This is a genomic window from Leptolyngbya cf. ectocarpi LEGE 11479 (genome assembly GCF_015207065.1).
Taxonomy (GTDB): Bacteria; Cyanobacteriota; Cyanobacteriia; order Phormidesmidales; family Phormidesmidaceae; genus Leptothoe; species Leptothoe ectocarpi.
This window is the reverse complement of record NZ_JADEXP010000102.1, coordinates 1-17653: the sequence shown is the minus strand read 5'-3', so window position 1 is coordinate 17653 and position 17653 is coordinate 1. Positions and strand designations below refer to the sequence as shown.

The window sequence follows — 17653 nt, the reverse complement described above, 5'->3', positions numbered from 1 at the left end:
CTTTTAGTGACCAGCCACTGCCCCAGAGCCACAGCATCTGCCTGGATAAAGGGTTCAATGCGTTCTGGAACTGACGAGTTTTTCTTGGTTTTGGGCTTGGGGGTTACAGTTTTGGTTTCAGGCGTCTTAGCGGATGCTTTTGGTGGTGATGCCTGGGCGGGCTGCTCTGGCTTTTCGCTCTGACTTTTTTGCTCCTGCGGTTCGCTTTGGTCTTTCGGGTCGACTTTGGCGGTGGCGGATGCTGCGAGGGGTTCGGCCTGAGCGGGGGAACGGTTTATCCCTGCTAGGAGTGTAGTCGTCATCACTCCGGACAGGAGCAAACTGGCGATGTTAAAGGGTTTAAGACGCGTCATATAAAGCTAACAATAAAGTTAATAGTTAAGGCTAGGTAATATTTTGAATTAAGGGGCGATCGCAAAAGTCTAATTGAGTGTGACGCCGATTTATGGGGTTATGTTTAACTGTTGTTACTAATTATCTATGATCAAAGGGCTATTTTTGTAAATAGGTCCGGTTGTTTGCCTGATTGTCTATGTCTGCTGAGGCTAGTTCTGTGTAGAATGCCCTGCGGGTGACGATGATCGATCGTGGGTGCTGATTGGGGTTATAGGCTGGTGCTAACTTTGCTTAGGGGGCAGCGATAAATTGATCCCAATGGTTAATGGATTGGATATTGGCCGGTGCGGCTGAAGACGATGAGCGTTCGGCTGAGCGGTCAAAGTAAATGGACTGCATGCCTAGACGCTGCGGTGCGATCGCATCATTGGTGAGATGGTCGCCAATAAACAGTACTCTCTCAGGGGCAGGGTTTCCGGCTGCTTCTAGCGCAATCTGATAAATGGCCTCCCCAGGCTTGCGCTTGCCGCACTCAGCACTGTCGAGGACAAATTGAAAATGGTCTTTGAGGCCGTGGCGCTCTAGCATTTTGGCTGGCCAGGCGGCCAGAAAAAAGTTTGATACTACACCCATGGCCACCTTTCCCTGCCAGCGCTGTAACATGCTTTCCACACCAGCGGGCAGCCTTAGGGTGGCTGGAAAGCAGTCGATAAACTGAATTTCCATTTCGGCTATCACCTGGTCAACGGTCGTCGCGTCCGCATCTGGACGATAGATGGCCAACATATTGCGAAACCGCTGCTGCAGTGACTGCTCATGGGCTTGGCCGACAATGTGTTCCCGTCGCCAGCGGAGGTAATCAGCACGGACGTTTTTAATGTCTTGGTAAAGACCTGCCGTAACTGGCACCTGATACATGGGAGCAAGACCGGCTTCATAGCCAGAGGTATCAAAATCGTCGATCAGCGTATTAAAACAGTCAAAAAAAATCCAGTCGAGGGATGTGCTGGTGACCATAGTACAAATTGCTTATTATCCCGAGCTGGCAAGAGTTCCTAACTAGGTTAGCGCCATTGGGGACATTGAATCAGTGTTGGGCTATTATGCGGTTCTATTATGCGGTTGCCCATTGCTCAAACTCCGTCACACTGTCAGCCACGATGTTGAGGCTGGCCTCCCAAAACTGAGGCTGCGAGATGTCTTGCTGTAGATGGTGGGTGACTAACTCTTCTGCGGTCATGGTGCCGGTGTCACGCAAAATTTTGGTGTAGAGGTCGTTAAAGCCTGCTCCATAGCGATCTTGCTGGGCGTATATGCCCAGGCTAAATAGATAGCCAAATAGATAGGGGTAGTTGTAAAACCCGAGCTGGGAAATGGAAAAGTGCAGCTTTGTCGCCCAAAACATGTCGTCGTACTCGGACAGGCTATCTTCGTACCAGAGCTGCCAGCTGTCGGCCATCATGGTTTTGAGTTTGGGTGCGATCGCAACGCTCTGTTTGCGGGCCTCCACCAGTCGCTTTTCAAACTCAAACCGAGCGGGAATATTGAGTAAAAAGACAGCCGCACTCTGGGCATCTTGCCAGAGAATTTCTAACTTTTGGGCCGGAGTCTCCGCCCGCTTTAAGAGAGCATCGCGCACCAAGGTTTCGGCAAAGATACTGGCGGTTTCAGCCAGGGTCATGGGGTAATACGTCTGCATCAAAGGCAGATCCCGCATCACCCAGTTATGCCAGGCGTGACCTAGCTCATGGGCCAGGGTAATCACGTTGGTCATGGTGCCCGCATAGGACATAAAAATTCTGGGCTCACGGGGGTCAGAGAACCGAGTGCAATAGGCACCTGTCGCTCGATTCGGCGTAGGCTTGCCGTCAATCCAACCCTTTTCTGCCATCATCACTGCAAAATCCCCCATCTCCGGGGTAAGCTGCCGAAACGCATCGGCAATTAACTCAATAGCCGCCTCAAAGGAAAATATTTGAGTATCTCCCGAGGCGGGGGCAGGAGCTTGCAAATCCCACGGGGCCATTTGGGGAATTTTGAGCACTCGAGCCATGGCCTTGAGCGCACGCTGGCCCACACCTCGCTGTTGGTAAGTAGTCTCTAGTAGCGCATCTAGCGTACGACGGTCAATTCGACTTTGGTGGCAGCTTTTATCTAAATAATGCAGCTCTCGGACAGTAGCCCGCTTCTGAGTTTCTTCTAGCCGCCATCCGTTGATGGCGTTGAGGATAGCCGCCGCAGTTTCTTGGTGGGCGATCCACGCATTGCGGGTACCTTGCCAAGCGGCTATCCGAGTCTCTCGCTGCGAACTGCTCAGCAGATTAGCCGCTTTAGCCAGACCCATGGTCTCGCCTTGAATCGAACACTTCAGATTGCCAGCCAGTTCTGTGTAGAGATTTCCCCAGCTATGCAGCCCGCTGATGGACAGACCGGTGATTAAACTTTCCTCCGTAACGCTAAGCAGCTGATCCTTGAGCTGGCGCTGGTGAGTTAGCAAAAAGCCAATTTCTTCTAGGATCGGGTCGGCCATCAAAACAGAAACAAACTCAGAACTCACCCGATTGAGAAATACGTCCATCGGCTTCATGGCCTGACTCAGCTCGGCCCCTACCTGCTGAATTGTCGGCATGAGGGTACTCGCGTTGGCGTCTTTGGCATCCACACTCAGGGCTGTGGAGACATAGGTGCGCACGTTGCCCAGTTGTATAGTTACGACCGTCCGAGTTTGATGAATACTACGCAATACTTCAAGGAGAGGGTCAAATTCTGATTTGGGCAGGGTTTCAGCGGTTTTAATTTGTTGTGTAAACGGCGCACAGGCTGTTGCAATCTGATGAATGGTCTCTCTAATTTCGGCAAGGGTGGTGGCAAGTTGGGGATCGTCAGTGCCTTTAAAGAAGGCTTGATTGTCCCAAGTTTGGCGAAATTGAAGCATGGTAGGTGTAGGGGCGGGCTTTAATTCTAATCAGCGGTTTAGATTGATGCTAACAGTCCCCACACGGACCTATTGAGCAGACGGGCTGTTTTAGGGTTAACTGAGGACGGAAACCTCCACCCCAGCCGCATGTCTAATAATTTTCAGCAAGTCTTGATCACGGGTGCCACAGGAGGGGTGGGGCAGCTGGCCGTTGCCTATGCCCTGAGCCAGGGCTATCGAGTTCGGGCGATCACCCGCAATCTTGCTAAAGCCCGCCCGCTGTTTGATGAGCGCGTTGATGTGGTGCAGGCCGATATGCGTCTCTCGAATACTCTCATGCCTATACTGGAGGGCATTGATGCCGTGCTCTGCTGCAGTGGCACAACCGCCTTTCCCTCCGATAAGTGGCAGGTTGATTTACCCTCCCAGCCATTTGAGCAATTTCTGGCCTGGGGACGTATTTTTTTAGATGAGGACTATCGCCAGCGTCATACGCAAAACTCGCCAGCAGTGGCCGATGGTCAGGGCGTCAAAAATCTGATTGAGGCTGTGCAAACCGCCTCCGTGCAGCGCTTTGTGCTGGTTTCGTCCCTTGGTGTGGAACGCAAGCACCAGTTTCCCTTTAGTCTGCTCAATGCCTACGGTGTGCTAGACGCCAAAGCCGTCGCAGAACAGTCTTTGCGTAGTTCAGGTTTGAACTTTACCATCGTGCGTCCAGGTCGGCTGATTGATGGCCCCTATACGTCCTACGATCTCAACACCTTGATTAAGGCATCAACCGATGGCAAACAGGGTGTGGTGGTGGGCCATGGCGATCGCCTACTGGGTCAGACCAGCCGTAAGGATGTGGCCGCTGCCTGTGTGGAATGTTTAAAGGTAGCAGTCACCATCAATAAAGCCTTTGAAATGATCAATCAGGGGCCACGGCCAGCGTCCCTAGATTGGTCAAAACTATTGGCATAAGCGCGCTTATGCCATTGTTTAGCCAGGTGTTGCTGGAGATGTTATTCCTTGGCCGCCTGTTTGAGTTCCGTGAGCACTGTATCAGTGGGATTCTCAGCATCCAGGGGCGCGTTAGTCACTGGGGTAACCGTCACCCATGGCTCAACAATATCTGCGGCATCAATCCAGGCTGAGTAGTAGTTAATGCCAACGGTATCGGCAGTTAGATCGAGCAGCTCAAACTCCCCTCGCATGGTGCGCCAATCGGCCACATAGTTGCCACCGCCGCTGGGGCCAATGCCCTGGGGGCCGCCCCCCACATAATTCACAGCTACTTGGTCCCAGTAGCGCACAAATCGTTCTCCAGTCCAGCTCCAGTCTTGTCCGGGCCACCAGAAATAGCCGTCTTCTGGGTTATCCTCTGGACCGACATAGTAGTCAGCCCCTTGGTCAAGCTGGGTGGTGAGTCCCGGTGCGTAGGCGATCTCATATCGGGTAGCGGATTCTGGTGTGGTGATATCCATATCTGCCAGCCATAGCAGTTCTACCGGTTCAGAGATATCGGGTATTTGCTTAATCGGTGTTTCGGCCAGCAGGCTGGGATACAACGTCGGATTGTCTGGGATCTTGGCCATGGGGGTAAACTGCCAGCAGTCCCAGCTATCGCTGTCGGCAATGGTGGCCCATTCGATTTCACAGGCGCCGCTGGCCGTTGCTATCCAAAGCGTCTCGTTTTCAGCCCAGAGCCGTGTGGGAATAGAACCAATGAGTGGGCTATTTTCTACAGTATAGGTTTGGACTGTCTCGTCTGCTGGACGATAGGCGACTAGGCCTTTGGCAGGTAGGTAGGGGTTGCCTTCTCCAGAGTATTGAGTCCCTAGCCAGAGGGTGCGGTCGTCGTCGGTGCCAGTCACAGCCAGATCGGTAATTTGCGTATTGTCAAGTTCAGTCGGCTGCCAGACAACAATTTTGTCAGTGGCGATTTGATACTGCACGACGGTGGCAATCCCGCTGGCTCCTTCTCCCTGTTCAAAGCCGACGGACCACCATATATCCTCGTCAGTGGCTAAGGCGCGGGTCAGCGTGGGGACTCCGGCAGAGGCTCCCAGCTCTCTGTCGAGAATATCGGTATTGGTGTAGAGAACGGTGGAAATAGGGACGATTTCCCCCGGTTTGATCAGTTCAAAGATGACCTCCTCCAGGTCGTCATCATTGGGATTGCTGCGGCTGGCGAGCCATGAGGCATCGAGGCGAACCCGTGCTTGGTAGGGGCGCTCTTCACGGGTGATGGTTTCATAGTCGGGATCGCCCAGGGCTTCAAAATATTCGGCGTAGTCTTCTTCAGTCTCTGGGACAGCTTCTAACGTTTCGATTCCCCAGGTGCGATCGCGTTTGCAAAAGGTAAATTGATAACGTTTTCCGGCAAAGGTCAGCGTCGTGTCCGTAGCGGTTACCTCAGTGGGCCGAAAATCAAAGCGCTCGAATGGAAGCTCTGTCTCCGCAGTGGGCTGCAGTGGAGCCTGATCGTCCATGGGATCACAGCTGGCCTCGCTGTCGTCAGCCTCAGCGACCACCTCTGCCGTGGCACTTTCTGGTTCAGCTGGCTGAGTCAGGTTATTTTCCACCTGGTCTTGACTGCAGGCACTAGCCATGAGCATTAGTCCGATCCATCCCCAATGCCAGATTTTCATAAACCCCTCCGTGGTTAGCACCGTGCAACGATAGGTTCGGCCATCAACCTATCTATCTTTATTCTTCTAGGGTAGCGAGTTCTTGCCAGGGAAAAGCAGAATTGACGCACCTGGCCAACTGGCATGGATGGACTGGTATCAGCCGAGTCGTAAACTATCGTGCAGATTTTGAGTATTACTTTTAAGATCATTAAGATTGCCACCCGCTCGATTGCCCCATGAAAGACTTCGATATTCAGGCCCCGTTTGACCCCAAGGGGGATCAGCCCAAGGCCATTGCTGGTTTGATTGAGTATTTGAATGCAGATGGTCAATACCAAACACTGCTGGGGGCAACCGGTACCGGTAAGACCCACACCGTGGCTCGCGTCATTGATAATGTCGGACGTCCCACCCTGGTACTCGCCCACAACAAAACCCTGGCAGCGCAGCTCTGTAACGAGCTGCGCGAGTTCTTTCCCAACAATGCGGTTGAGTACTTTATCAGCTATTACGACTACTATCAGCCAGAAGCCTATATTCCGGTCACCGATACCTACATCGCTAAAACAGCGTCAATTAACGAAGAAATTGACATGCTGCGGCACTCGGCCACCCGGTCGCTGTTTGAACGGCGCGATGTGATTGTGGTGGCTTCCATCAGCTGTATCTATGGTTTGGGTATTCCGACCGAGTATCTCAAGGCGTCGATTCCGCTACGGGTGGGCATGGAGTTAAATCAGCGACAGGTGCTGCGGGATCTGGCCTCGATTCAATACACGCGGAATGATATTGATCTGGGCCGGGGCCGGTTTCGGGTCAAGGGAGATGTGCTAGAGATTGGCCCCGCCTATGAGGATCGCATCATCCGGGTGGAGTTCTTTGGCGATGAAATTGATGCCATTCGCTATGTGGATCCGGTCACGGGAACCACGCTGCAAAGCATGGAGGCCCTCAATATTTATCCAGCCCGTCACTTTGTTACTCCAGATGACAAGTTAGAAGCGGCCTGTAACGGTATTCAAACAGAATTGCGTGACCAGTTGGAACTTCTCGAAAAAGAAGGCAAGCTGCTAGAAGCTCAGCGGCTGGAGCAGCGGACCAAATATGATTTAGAAATGCTGCGAGAAGTGGGCTACTGTAATGGCGTGGAAAACTATTCTCGCCATTTGGCCGGACGCCAGGCTGGCGATCCCCCTGAATGTCTCCTAGATTACTTCCCAGAGGATTGGCTGCTGGTGATTGATGAGTCCCATGTCACTATTCCACAGCTGCGGGGTATGTATAACGGCGATCAGGCTCGTAAAAAGGTTTTAATCGATCATGGATTTCGCTTACCCAGCGCCGCCGACAATCGGCCCCTCAAGGCAGAAGAATTTTGGCAAAAAGTGAAGAACTGCATTTTTGTATCGGCAACACCGGGAGAGTGGGAGCTAGAGATCTCAGAAAAACGCATTGTGGAGCAAATCATCCGTCCGACAGGAGTGTTAGACCCAGAGATTTTTGTGCGGCCCACGACGGGACAGGTGGATGATCTCTTAGGAGAGATTAAGGATCGGGTGGAACGCAATGAACGCACCCTGGTCACCACCTTGACCAAACGGATGGCAGAAGATCTTACTGAGTACTTTGACGAACATGGGGTGAGAGTCCGTTACTTACATTCCGAGATTCACTCCATTGAACGCATTGAGATTATTCAAGATTTACGTAACGGTAACTTTGATGTGTTGGTGGGGGTAAACCTGCTGCGAGAAGGGTTGGATTTACCCGAAGTGTCACTGGTGGCAATTCTCGATGCGGATAAAGAAGGGTTTCTGCGGGCAGAGCGCTCTTTGATTCAGACCATGGGGCGGGCGGCCCGTCATGTCCAAGGTCAGGCGATTCTCTATGCGGATAATCTGACCGATAGCATGGCTAGGGCCATTGATGAGACCGAGCGTAGACGGGCTATTCAACAGGCCCACAACGACAAGCACGGGATTGTGCCAACGCCGATTGTGCGACGTAAGAGTAATGCAATTCTCTCGTTTTTGGAGGTGTCACGTCGTCTCAATGCTCAAGAACTAGAGACCGTCTACGAACACAGTGACGATCTGGCCCTAGAAGATATCCCTGAGCTGATTTCCCAGCTGGAAAAGCAAATGAAAGCGGCGGCCAAGGAGCTAGATTTTGAAGAAGCGGCTAAGTTTCGCGATCGCATCAAACATCTACGAGAAAAACTCCTGGGCAAACGCACAGTGGCTGACTAGCGCAGCGTCATGTCAGAGGGCTGCTTACTACTGGTGTAGTAGCGGTATAGCGCCACTAACATCACCTTCAAGGCCCGGTTGATGCCGTCAGAGGTTTCTACACAGTGGGCTAGAATTGTTAGCTTGCTTTCAAAATCAGTGTAGGTGGGGCAGTATTCAAAGGTTTCCTGTAGCAGATCGCGGAGGGTTTTGGACCGTAGAATCTGTCGCTGCAGAGGGCTGTCGGCGTAGGGGCCATAGAGAATAGAATAGAGCAGGACGCGGACCTGGTTGATATCAGACTTTTGACTAAGTTCCTGCTCTAAGATGCTGAGACTGTCGGGGGTGGTGACAACCGGTACAGTGCTAGTGGCGTAAAGGGGACGAAAGGCTCGTAAAATTTGACGTGCAGTGGCTTGAGCCTTGGCGGGTGACGCCTGTGTTTTGACGATCGCTACCAAGTGCTGCTTGAGTTGCAGGGGTGTGGGAGCTTGCCGATGAGCGATCTGTACCAAGCTCAGTAAATCAGTGCTGGCGGTATCCGCAATTGTCCCCGGACTTTGGCCAAGATAGCCTAAAAATGTTTTAATAACGTCCAAATTTTGGGTTTTAGACAGAGTATCAATAACAGGCTGATAGAGTTCTACTTTGGCCTGGGACTGTACAGAGGCCGATAGGTTGGCAGCTTGCTCATCGGTGGATGGGGAGCGTGCCTCGGCTGGGGTGATAAAGACCAGCTGTAGGTAGTGCAGTATGGTGTTTGCGATCGCAATATACAGCTTTCTACGGTTCAGGCTATTGGCTTTCTGATAGAGACCATCCTGACACTGCTGCAAGCTAGAATAGCGACCCAACACTATAGTCACCAGAGACTGCAGCGAAACAGTTTGGAGCACTGCCGCTTCATTTTCCCAGGTGCCGTAGCAAACACTAAATAAGAGTTTTTTGATGCGTAGATGCTGGGAGTGCTGCATGAGATGACCCACCGCCTGCTCTATAGCGTCTTGCTTGGTTGCAAATGTCGGTTGGGAGGAGCCAATCGAGAGACCGTCGGAGGGCATGATATTTAGCGACTTAGCGCGCTGCTGTTAACCTTGATTAATATTCACATCTTAGGACTAAATTGACCACTTCAAGTCACCTACTCTTTATTGGAGATAGATAAATAAATTTAGTCAGATACCCATAACTTTATAATCCTAGTGTTTTTACTCAAAAAAAATGACGTAAATTACACTGTTTGCTACTGAAGGAATACCTGAATTTTTGGATAAACTACGGTTGCGGAAAATACGGTTAGCCCCTGTGTAACGGTTTCGGATACCGGGGGTTGTAGGTGCATACTGACATCGGTTACCCATTTATCACTTAAATTGTTTGTTCTGTGTCGCTATCAAATAGGTGAATGCGCTCACTATCCACCTGTAGGGGAATTGTTTCACCTGGCTTAATGGCGGCTCTAGGATCCAGGCGAGCAACAATCTCGCTACCCTCGCTTAGGGTGGCATAAACAATTAGTTCATGGCCCATGAGCTCAACAACGGAGACGGTAGCCTTAACCTCTGTGGGGGTAATGCCGGGAGGCAGGTAGTTAGGGTGGTAAATACTTTCCGGGCGAATACCCAGGGTGATGGGGCGATCAAGGTAGGTGCTGACGCTGTCTAGGGATCTAGAGAGGGGGAGACTAAAGCTTGCGGTTTTGATGAGGGGATTATTGTTATGACGACTGATAGTGGCGGTTAAGAAATTCATCGCCGGGCTGCCTAGGAACCCGGCGACAAAAATATTGTTAGGTTTTTCGTAAATTGTTTGAGGGGTATCAACCTGTTGTAAAATACCCTGGTTCATGATGGCAATGCGGCTACCCATGGTCATGGCTTCCACCTGGTCATGGGTGACGTATATAAATGTGGTGCCCAACCGTTTATGGAGTTTGTTGAGTTCAGCTCTCGCCTGTACTCGCAATTTAGCGTCTAGGTTCGACAGGGGTTCATCCATCAGAAAGGCCGATGGATTGCGGACAATGGCCCGACCGACGGCGACCCGTTGACGCTGGCCGCCGGAGAGTTGTTTGGGTTTGCGCTCAAGCAGGGTGTCAATGCCAAGCTGCTGAGCGGCCTGCTGTACCCGCTGCTGAATATCCGCTTTAGACACTCCCTGCAGCTCGAGGCTAAAGGCCATGTTGTCAAAGACGCTCATGTGGGGGTAGAGGGCATAGGATTGAAATACCATGGCGATGTCGCGATCCTTGGGGGGCAGATCGTTGACCCGGCGTTCGTCAATGTAGAGATGGCCGCTGCTGATACTTTCTAGTCCGGCTAGCATGCGTAGGGAGGTGGTTTTGCCACAGCCTGAGGGGCCGACTAATACGAGAAATTCGCGATCGCAAATTTCCAGATTAAGATCCTTAACGGCTACGTAGCCGTTGTCATACTGTTTGGTGACGCGCTCAAATCGCACATTGGCCATGGCTATTTCCTACTCCTCTAACTACCAAATAGTAACGACTTATCATGATAGATAGTAGTGAGAGCCACTAAATTCAGTGCTAAAACATTAGGGCAATAGCTATGACGGAAAAATCAAATCTGTTCGGTAAGGTAGAACCCATTGTCAATGGCATTATGGGAGTCCAGACGGAGGATACTCAGCAGCGTGCTGCCTGTCGCGAGAGAGCTGTTGATTGGGCTGCCATAGGCACGTATGTGGCCGGAACGTTGGCTCAAATTGGCTTGATGCTAGTGGCGCTATGGGGACTACAAGAGTTCACCCTAGGCTGGTCAGGGATAGTGGGTAAGGGAATTGCGATCGCATTTTTTACCCTAGTGGCCATTCGTTCCCGCCTCTTCTCTCCCCTCAATAATGCCCGCACTCAAACGACCTACAGCAACGTCACTCGCCCTGGCTGGGCACCGCCGCCGTTAGCGTTTCCCATTGTTTGGATGAGCATCGGTGTTTTACGGGTGGTGGCGTCCTATTGGGTCTGGCAGGCGTTGGGCCAAAACTACGTTGCCCTGCCCCTGGTGCTCTTTATGGTGCATCTGGCCCTGGGAGATACCTGGAATACGATCTTTACCGTCGAAGGACGGCTGGGAGCGGCGGTACCAGCTGTGCTCCTGGGGCCTTTGGCCTCTTCTGTAGCGGTTGTGGCTGTTTACTGGCAGACAGTGCCGTTAGCGGGGCAGCTGCTGGTACCGATGGTTGTTTGGCTGGGTGTGGCGAGTGCTTTAGTCATTTCCATCTGGCAGCTTAACGGTGCTGAGCCCTGGTACCCGTTGCAGCTCGATAGCTCTGTTCTAGACTAATACTGCACTGCTATTGAACCTAAAAAACTAGACTTGAGAAACCTTCGCTCTCAAATCTAGTGATTTTTACAAGATATACAGACCGGCAAAAACCGACAAAAGAAGGACTTCTCACAATCGAGAATTATTTGGAAGAGAAGAGTTATGCTGGCCTTTGTCGTCCTGTTTTACCTGAGCGCTGTTGACCCAGGGCGAGTAGGCCTACCGATACCCCCATACCTAACATAAGTCCAGGCTCTGGCACTTGAGCAGGTTCTTCGGAAGGAGGTTCCGGAGGAAGGATGCCACCACTAACAGAACCACCCAGCAGCTTATCACTCCCTCCACCTGCATTGACTTGTTGAAAACGAGCAGCAATGTCTAACTGCTGATTTTCAAACGCTTGGCGAAACTGTTCTTGTAGTTCTGTCGATGATGTATTTGCCTCAAAACCTGTGATCACAAAGCTGGCTGTTGAGGTTTCTCCGGTAGCCACAGCTCCATTAGCATTGCCACCGGTAAAATTGTTGTTATCGGCTAAAGCAATGGTAAAATCACCAACGCTGTTGCTAAAAGGGTTAAAGTCAACGTCATTTAGCCAGGTGTCCAGCTTTCCATTAGTACTACGAGAGACAATGTTTAACCCATCAAACAGGTCGAAGGCTATGCCCGTAAGCTTAGATGAGGTTGCTCCAGCGCCAAATAAACCGCTGTCTAGCTGTCCCGTTGTATTGGTAATGGACAAGTCGATCTGAATTTGATCGGCACTTAGATCGTTGAAATTAAACTCAATACTGGCTGAGGCTCCTGTTGCTGGAGAGTTAGACGATTGACTTGTACTATCAAACGAGTAAACAAATGCCTCAGCTGGGTTTACGGTCGCTAAAGTTAAACCGAGAGGTGCGAATATACTTAACAATAAATGGTGCTTGGTCAATAGTTTTAAATTCAAATTCACGGCTTGGTCTCCAAAGGGGGTTACCTGTCATCTGTTGACTTCATTTACTGGCCTGATGTATGTCAAATTTAATCCTTAGTTAGAGTGGCAATATATCGGTAAACACGCATATTTGTGTGAAGAGATTGTTCTTTTTTGTGGCTTTTACTGGAGTGTTGGTAAAACTCCAGTGAAGAGTAGCAGCGCCAGTCACAGACCTAGGCGGTGGCGTTTCTTTCTACTGATGATGGACTTCGTACATATCAATGTCCATAGCGTCTAGACCGTTCAGCACACCCGACTCGATTACTTGTTCTGGTTCATCAGTATAATCACCTAGGTGGATCAGATGGACAAACATGGGAGCGTCGCTGATGGCTACTCGATCCACAGTTGTTCCATCAGTCAACCAGGCGTTCCCAAACATAACGGATGTATCTGCCAGGGTGAATGCGTAGCTGGGAGCTGTTTTCAGGGTGCTAATGATGGCTGCGATAGTGAGGGCAGCGTGAATATTAGACTTGTGCATAGTGATTGCTGTTGTCGGTTGCGTGATTAATCGGTGGTTTTAACCCTTGTGAGTTAATGTGAGTTAAATCTAATGCCTGGAAGTCTCATGGAGATGATGGTGAATACGTATGTTTGGTGTGAAGAGTTTGTTCGCCGATTGGCCCCTTAGGAGACTTTTTAAGAGTTTTCGAGAAATGGCAAGAGCTTTTGTTATCAGAAGCTATGTATTTTTACAGGGACAATTCAATGTGTTAGGCCGCAGCCATAGGGGTATCCGCCAGAGTGCTTGTTGATACATCGTGATTGATCTCAATTCAGTGCGCACTTAGAAAGAGAAAACAAGTTTTAGCGTCCAATCCTGGCCAGCGCGGATAATTTGTATATCCCGAATAAACTCTCGAAAGAAGAAACGGCGTTCTGGCTCTGACAGGCCTTCCCAAAACTGAGGAATACTGACGGCCTGGGAGAGTTCTTTGAGGTTGACTGGAGGCAGCTGTGCCAGCTGCTGCTGGAGCTGAGCAATTTCTGTCTGGACGCTGTAGGTGCGCAGGTCGGCGGTTGTCTGGTCTAGGATGCCCTGGGTAACCAGCTGGGGCAGCTGTTCTAAGATGGCTTGCTTGCTTGCGATCGCAGTTGCCAACTGCCCCTTAGGATTCTCACTAGGCGGGCGAATCTGCTCCACCGCTTTAGGTAGCTCCATGCAGATGGCCTCGATTGTTTTGGTCAGTAGTGTGTCGTAGGGGATAGCCTTGCACTGTCCGGGACAGGTGGTGGACCGCATATAGGTATAGTCCCGATCCCGTCGGGGTGAACTCACCCGGCTAACGGTTAGCGTTGCCTGACAGGCTTGACAGGTAACCAGGCCTGCCAGAGAGCGGGGCGCGCTGGCGGTTTTGGGGGGCAGCGTACGATTGCGTCGCAGTAGCCGGTCAATTTGGGCGGCTTCGTCTGCTTCTAAGAGGGGGCGATGGGTATTGAGCACGGTGCCACCGTCGCCGTATTGGGTATGTCCCCTGTAAATGGGATGCTCTAGCCACCGTCGCCCAGTGGAGGCCGATACCTTTTTGCCATATTGTTTCGCGATGTAGCGTACGGCTCCTCGCAGCGAACCGTACAGCAAAAACTGGTCAAAAAAGGCCTTGAGTATGGGAGCCGCTGTGCGATCAATCACATAGCCTTGTTTGCCCCGGCGATAGCCATAGGGTGCTTTCCCCGGCGGCGGTAGGGCCTTGAGTCGTTTGGCCGCATGTCCTTGACGAATGCGACGCTGACGCTGGGCCGCTTGGACCTCGGCCAGGGCCACAGGAAGTTGAGAATTGGGTGCGCCTGGAGCCGGGGTTTGATAGGGCTGTTCTGTGGCGATCACCGTCGTTCCTGCCGCTTCTAGGGTGGCTAGGGTGTCAGCTACGGTTTGTAGAGAATCCCCCAGCTCATCTAATCGTCTGATCAGCAAGTAGGTAGGCGCTTGAGTTTGCAGCTGAGCTAGCAGCGCCTGTAGCTGAGGACGATGCTCCACTAGGGGAGTGTCTTTGTAGATCTGATCCACTTCCCAACCCCAGGTGTTGCCATCGATCGGTGGGTCTAGACGCGGATCTGTATATAAGTAGGCAGCGATTTGCATCAGGAAAAGAGTCCCTGGAACTCCTTGGTTTCAACTTATCGTGTCTCCCGTGGCCATGGTTGGGAAACACGGATCAATCTTTATATTTTCCAGAGCTAGATTTGGGGTGCGCTAAACTCCAAGGGTGCGAGCTGGAGGCGGAAAACCATGGATAATTTAACGGATAAAACAAGCTTCAAACTAGTCTCGAAATCATTCTCTGTGGTGCTGCTTTTAGTCTTAGTGAGCTGTGGCGGCTCCCAGTCAGGTAGCGATCCGGTGGACTCCGTTGAGCCCGCTCCAGAAACGTCAGAAACAGCAGAGACAGCAGAAACGACATCGGAAACAGCGGACTCTGCTGAGACCGCTGTGCCAGAGCGAGATGCGCCGTCCACCGCTGCGACTGAGCAGCCCCCCCGTTCTGCACCAGTCGCGCTCGCCAAACAAGACTGTGGCCAAATGGTGACCCAGCTCGATATGAACCAGTGTGCGGCGGAAAACTATAGCCTGTCTGACAAGCGGTTAAATCAGGTTTATCAGGAGGTACGCCAGACTCTGGATGCTGCGGCTACAGCCCAGCTTACCAAGGCCGAAGAACGCTGGATTGTGTTTCGAGATGACCAGTGCACGTTTGAAAGCGATCGCTTTGAGGGTGGGTCCATAGCTCCGCTAATTCAGGCTAGCTGCATGGAACAAATTACGGACAATCGCATTGCTGAACTGCAGCAGGCTACTCAGGCTGAGAGCCCCTATTCTGAAGTCGATGCGCAATTAAATCAGGTTTATCAAGCGGTGCAGTCCCAGCTGGGGGAGGCTGAGGGAGAGGCGCTAACGGATGTACAGCTAAGCTGGTTAGACTATCGAGATGCCCATTGTGAGTATGAGGCGAATCTAGCTGCAGGGGCAGACAAAAATGCCTGTTTAGCTGCAATTACAGAGACCCGTGTGTGGCAGCTACAGGATTTGCAGGATACCTTGGCTTTGTAGATAAGAGCGGCCACTGATGCCATCAATGATTGTTTATAAGGGGTTGCTAGCGGTAGCGATCGCAGCTGCCAGCGTCTATGGAGCACTGTGCGCGACGTTGTATTTTAAGCAGACCCAGCTGATCTTTAAGCCGACATCCCTATTGACTGAAACACCAGCGGACCAGCTGTTGGCTTACGAAGAAGTCTGGATTGATTTAGACGGCAAGGCCGCTCCTGGTAAAGGACTCCACGGGTGGTGGCTACCTCGGCTGTCGGGGCCGTTGGCCGAGCTATCGCTGACGTTGCTGTATCTCCATGGCAACAGTGAAAATATTGGGGCCAACTTAGGGCTGGCCCATCGCTATCAGCAAATGGGGTTTAACGTGCTGCTGGTGGACTATCGGGGCTATGGTCTAAGTCCAGGCCCGTTTCCCAATGAACAGCGAGTCTATGAAGATGCGATCGCAGCCCACACCTATCTCACCCAAACCCGACAGATTCCGTCTCAGCGGCTATGGCTCTTTGGCCATTCCCTGGGCGGTGCCATCGCCATTGAGCTAGCCACCCAACAGCAGGCAGCAGGGTTAATTGTACAAAGTACATTTAGCTCGATGCTCGAAGCGGTAAACCTGACTGGGCAATATGGCTGGTTTCCCGTAGACCAGATCCTAACCCAGCGATTTGATTCGATAGCGAAGGTGCCTCAGCTACAGCTGCCAGTCCTCTACATCCATGGGTTGGAGGATGACACAACAGCGGCTGTTATGTCCGAGCAGCTGCATGCCGTATCCCCATCGCCAAAACAGCTGTGGTTGGTGCCAGGAGCCGGGCACAACAATGTCGCTAAGACCACGGGGCCGCAATACTTTACAACTGTCGAAACCTTTGTTCAGCAAACGCAACCCGCTGTGTCTATCCAACCCCCCGGGTCTCCCGTAGAATAGACGATGGAGTTATAAATCAAATAGCCAATTTTGGCTCGTAATTAAGGAGAACGGCAATGCCCGAGGCAGTTGGATCGCTCGAGACAAAAGGGTTTCCCCCCGTATTAGCTGCGGCAGATGCGATGGTCAAGGCAGGACGAGTCACATTGGTTAACTACATTAGAGCCGGGAGCGCTCGGTTCTGTATCAATATTCGTGGCGATGTGTCCGAGGTTAAAGCGGCCATGGCGGCTGGGGTGGAAGCGGCGGAAAATGCTCCCGGTGGCGTGCTCGAAACCTGGGTGATCATTCCTCGTCCCCATGAAAACGTAGTCGCGGTACTGCCCATCGACTTTAGTGAAGATGTACAGCGTTTCCGCAATGCGGTTGAGCAGCCTATATTGCCGGGACGCTCTAGATAGAAGAGTAGCAACTTAGACAGGAGCGGGCTGCTGCATAGCGGCCTCCGGTTCCCATAGGCAGACGGCATAGCCTTTTGGCGTGGCTGCGATCGCACTTTCATTCCCCCGCCAGGTAAATTGAGCGGCGAGTTCTAAGGCGGCGGCGGCGTCCAGACCAGGTTGATAAACACTATAAAACCGATCTTCATAATGGACGGCCACCACGGGCTCCATGAGATCGGGTACTTGGACGTAACACTGGTGATATTGTTTGGCCTCTCCCAACATTAAGCACTTAGAGGGGCCGTAGGTCGGCCATCCCAGTCCCTTTTGTCTGGGACCTTTAAATGCTTGAGCGTCCACTTCTAAGACCCAGATAACATAGCGATCGTGGGCCTTTTGAGTTAGGGCCAGCTCATCTCCTGTATTTTGTGCCAGTTTGTTGAGAGCACTAACCGCTGTTTCAGCGTCGTCAAACTGTCGAAATAAACTATAGTACTGGCCATCTATTCTGATAGCCGCCAACTTAGTATCAATATCTGGCACTTTAATATGGCACGTGCTGTACTGACCTTTGTAGGTCAACAGCTTACAAGCAGCAACGGGCATCGGGAACTCACAGGTATAGCTTCTAAATTCTAAAGGTCGAACGTTTAGCACACACCCCATAAGTGGCCGAGTTTGCTGGGCACGATTGCTGAAGCGCAGTGATACAGTATTTATTACGTTGACTGACGAAAAAGAATGCAGGCCCTGGCAGATATCCCTACTACCTTTCCATTAATGGCTGTTGTTGGCCAGGATGCGATCAAACTGGCGCTGCTGCTAGCAGCGGTGGATCCTGGCTTGGGTGGGGTGGTGATTGCGGGGCGTCGGGGTACGGCCAAGTCTGTCTTGGCTCGGGGCCTCCATCAGCTGCTGCCTCCCATTGAGA

The 17653-nt window shown here is 51.7% G+C and carries 17 protein-coding genes; 7 read left to right on the top strand and 10 right to left on the bottom strand.

What is annotated here, in order from left to right; all coding sequences use genetic code 11:
- From IQ260_RS12875 to IQ260_RS12865, 3 genes are all read right to left on the bottom strand, one after another.
- The coding region (locus IQ260_RS12875) for a hypothetical protein (protein WP_228015957.1) at window positions 1–353 on the bottom strand (353 nt) is incomplete at its 3' end.
- A 274-nt stretch (window positions 354–627) separates the two neighbouring features.
- Window positions 628–1353 carry an HAD family hydrolase gene (locus IQ260_RS12870; protein ID WP_193993516.1) on the bottom strand — a complete coding sequence of 242 codons (726 nt, stop codon included), beginning with the start codon at window positions 1351–1353 and terminating at the stop codon, window positions 628–630.
- Between the two features lie 97 nt (window positions 1354–1450).
- Entirely contained in the window at window positions 1451–3271 is a 1821-nt protein-coding gene (locus IQ260_RS12865) for a M3 family oligoendopeptidase (protein WP_193993515.1), read from the bottom strand.
- Window positions 3272–3400: 129 nt separating this feature from the next.
- On the opposite strand from IQ260_RS12865, the gene IQ260_RS12860 reads away from it, so the two are divergent.
- Entirely contained in the window at window positions 3401–4216 is an 816-nt protein-coding gene (locus tag IQ260_RS12860; RefSeq protein WP_193993514.1) for an SDR family oxidoreductase, read from the top strand.
- Between the two features lie 41 nt (window positions 4217–4257).
- Here the strand turns inward: IQ260_RS12860 and IQ260_RS12855 are convergent, their stop codons facing one another.
- Window positions 4258–5886 carry a hypothetical protein gene (locus tag IQ260_RS12855; protein ID WP_193993513.1) on the bottom strand — a complete coding sequence of 543 codons (1629 nt, stop codon included), beginning with the start codon at window positions 5884–5886 and terminating at the stop codon, window positions 4258–4260.
- Between the two features lie 218 nt (window positions 5887–6104).
- On the opposite strand from IQ260_RS12855, the gene uvrB reads away from it, so the two are divergent.
- Complete coding sequence (gene uvrB, locus IQ260_RS12850) at window positions 6105–8117, top strand: excinuclease ABC subunit UvrB (protein WP_193993512.1); 2013 nt, start codon at window positions 6105–6107, stop codon at window positions 8115–8117.
- Here the strand turns inward: uvrB and IQ260_RS12845 are convergent.
- Entirely contained in the window at window positions 8114–9157 is a 1044-nt protein-coding gene (locus IQ260_RS12845) for a hypothetical protein (RefSeq protein WP_193993511.1), read from the bottom strand. The two genes, uvrB and IQ260_RS12845, sit on opposite strands and share 4 nt — an antisense overlap.
- 307 nt (window positions 9158–9464) lie before the next feature.
- The gene (locus tag IQ260_RS12840; protein ID WP_193993510.1) at window positions 9465–10565 is read right to left on the bottom strand and encodes an ABC transporter ATP-binding protein; all 1101 of its coding nucleotides are present in this window, start codon (window positions 10563–10565) and stop codon (window positions 9465–9467) included.
- A 101-nt stretch (window positions 10566–10666) separates the two neighbouring features.
- Between IQ260_RS12840 and IQ260_RS12835 the strand changes: the two genes are divergently transcribed.
- Window positions 10667–11401, top strand: coding sequence for a TspO/MBR family protein (locus tag IQ260_RS12835; protein ID WP_193993509.1), 735 nt, complete (start codon window positions 10667–10669; stop codon window positions 11399–11401).
- A 142-nt stretch (window positions 11402–11543) separates the two neighbouring features.
- Here IQ260_RS12835 and IQ260_RS12830 read toward each other — a convergent pair whose 3' ends face one another.
- The 3 genes from IQ260_RS12830 to IQ260_RS12820 form a co-directional block, all read right to left on the bottom strand.
- Complete coding sequence (locus IQ260_RS12830; RefSeq protein WP_193993508.1) at window positions 11544–12338, bottom strand: hypothetical protein; 795 nt, start codon at window positions 12336–12338, stop codon at window positions 11544–11546.
- Window positions 12339–12555: 217 nt separating this feature from the next.
- Window positions 12556–12846, bottom strand: a complete 291-nt coding sequence (locus IQ260_RS12825; protein ID WP_193993507.1) for a hypothetical protein — start codon at window positions 12844–12846, stop codon at window positions 12556–12558.
- A gap of 306 nt (window positions 12847–13152) precedes the next feature.
- Window positions 13153–14448, bottom strand: coding sequence for a recombinase family protein (locus tag IQ260_RS12820; protein WP_193993506.1), 1296 nt, complete (start codon window positions 14446–14448; stop codon window positions 13153–13155).
- Window positions 14449–14595: 147 nt separating this feature from the next.
- On the opposite strand from IQ260_RS12820, the gene IQ260_RS12815 reads away from it, so the two are divergent.
- The 3 genes from IQ260_RS12815 to IQ260_RS12805 are packed head-to-tail and all read left to right on the top strand — an operon-like array spanning window position 14596 to window position 16740.
- A complete protein-coding gene (locus tag IQ260_RS12815) occupies window positions 14596–15414 on the top strand; it encodes a lysozyme inhibitor LprI family protein (RefSeq protein ID WP_193993505.1) in 819 nt (272 codons plus the stop codon).
- 16 nt (window positions 15415–15430) lie between these two features.
- Window positions 15431–16339, top strand: a complete 909-nt coding sequence (locus tag IQ260_RS12810; protein ID WP_228015956.1) for an alpha/beta hydrolase — start codon at window positions 15431–15433, stop codon at window positions 16337–16339.
- Between the two features lie 56 nt (window positions 16340–16395).
- Window positions 16396–16740 (top strand): carbon dioxide-concentrating mechanism protein CcmK, encoded by a 345-nt coding sequence (locus IQ260_RS12805; protein WP_193993504.1) that lies wholly within the window; start codon window positions 16396–16398, stop codon window positions 16738–16740.
- Between the two features lie 12 nt (window positions 16741–16752).
- On the opposite strand, the gene IQ260_RS12800 is transcribed toward IQ260_RS12805, so the two are convergent.
- Window positions 16753–17328, bottom strand: a complete 576-nt coding sequence (locus IQ260_RS12800) for a hypothetical protein (RefSeq protein ID WP_193993503.1) — start codon at window positions 17326–17328, stop codon at window positions 16753–16755.
- Window positions 17329–17463: 135 nt separating this feature from the next.
- Between IQ260_RS12800 and IQ260_RS12795 the strand changes: the two genes are divergently transcribed.
- Window positions 17464–17653: ATP-binding protein (locus IQ260_RS12795; protein WP_193993502.1), on the top strand; the 190-nt coding region annotated here is incomplete at its 3' end.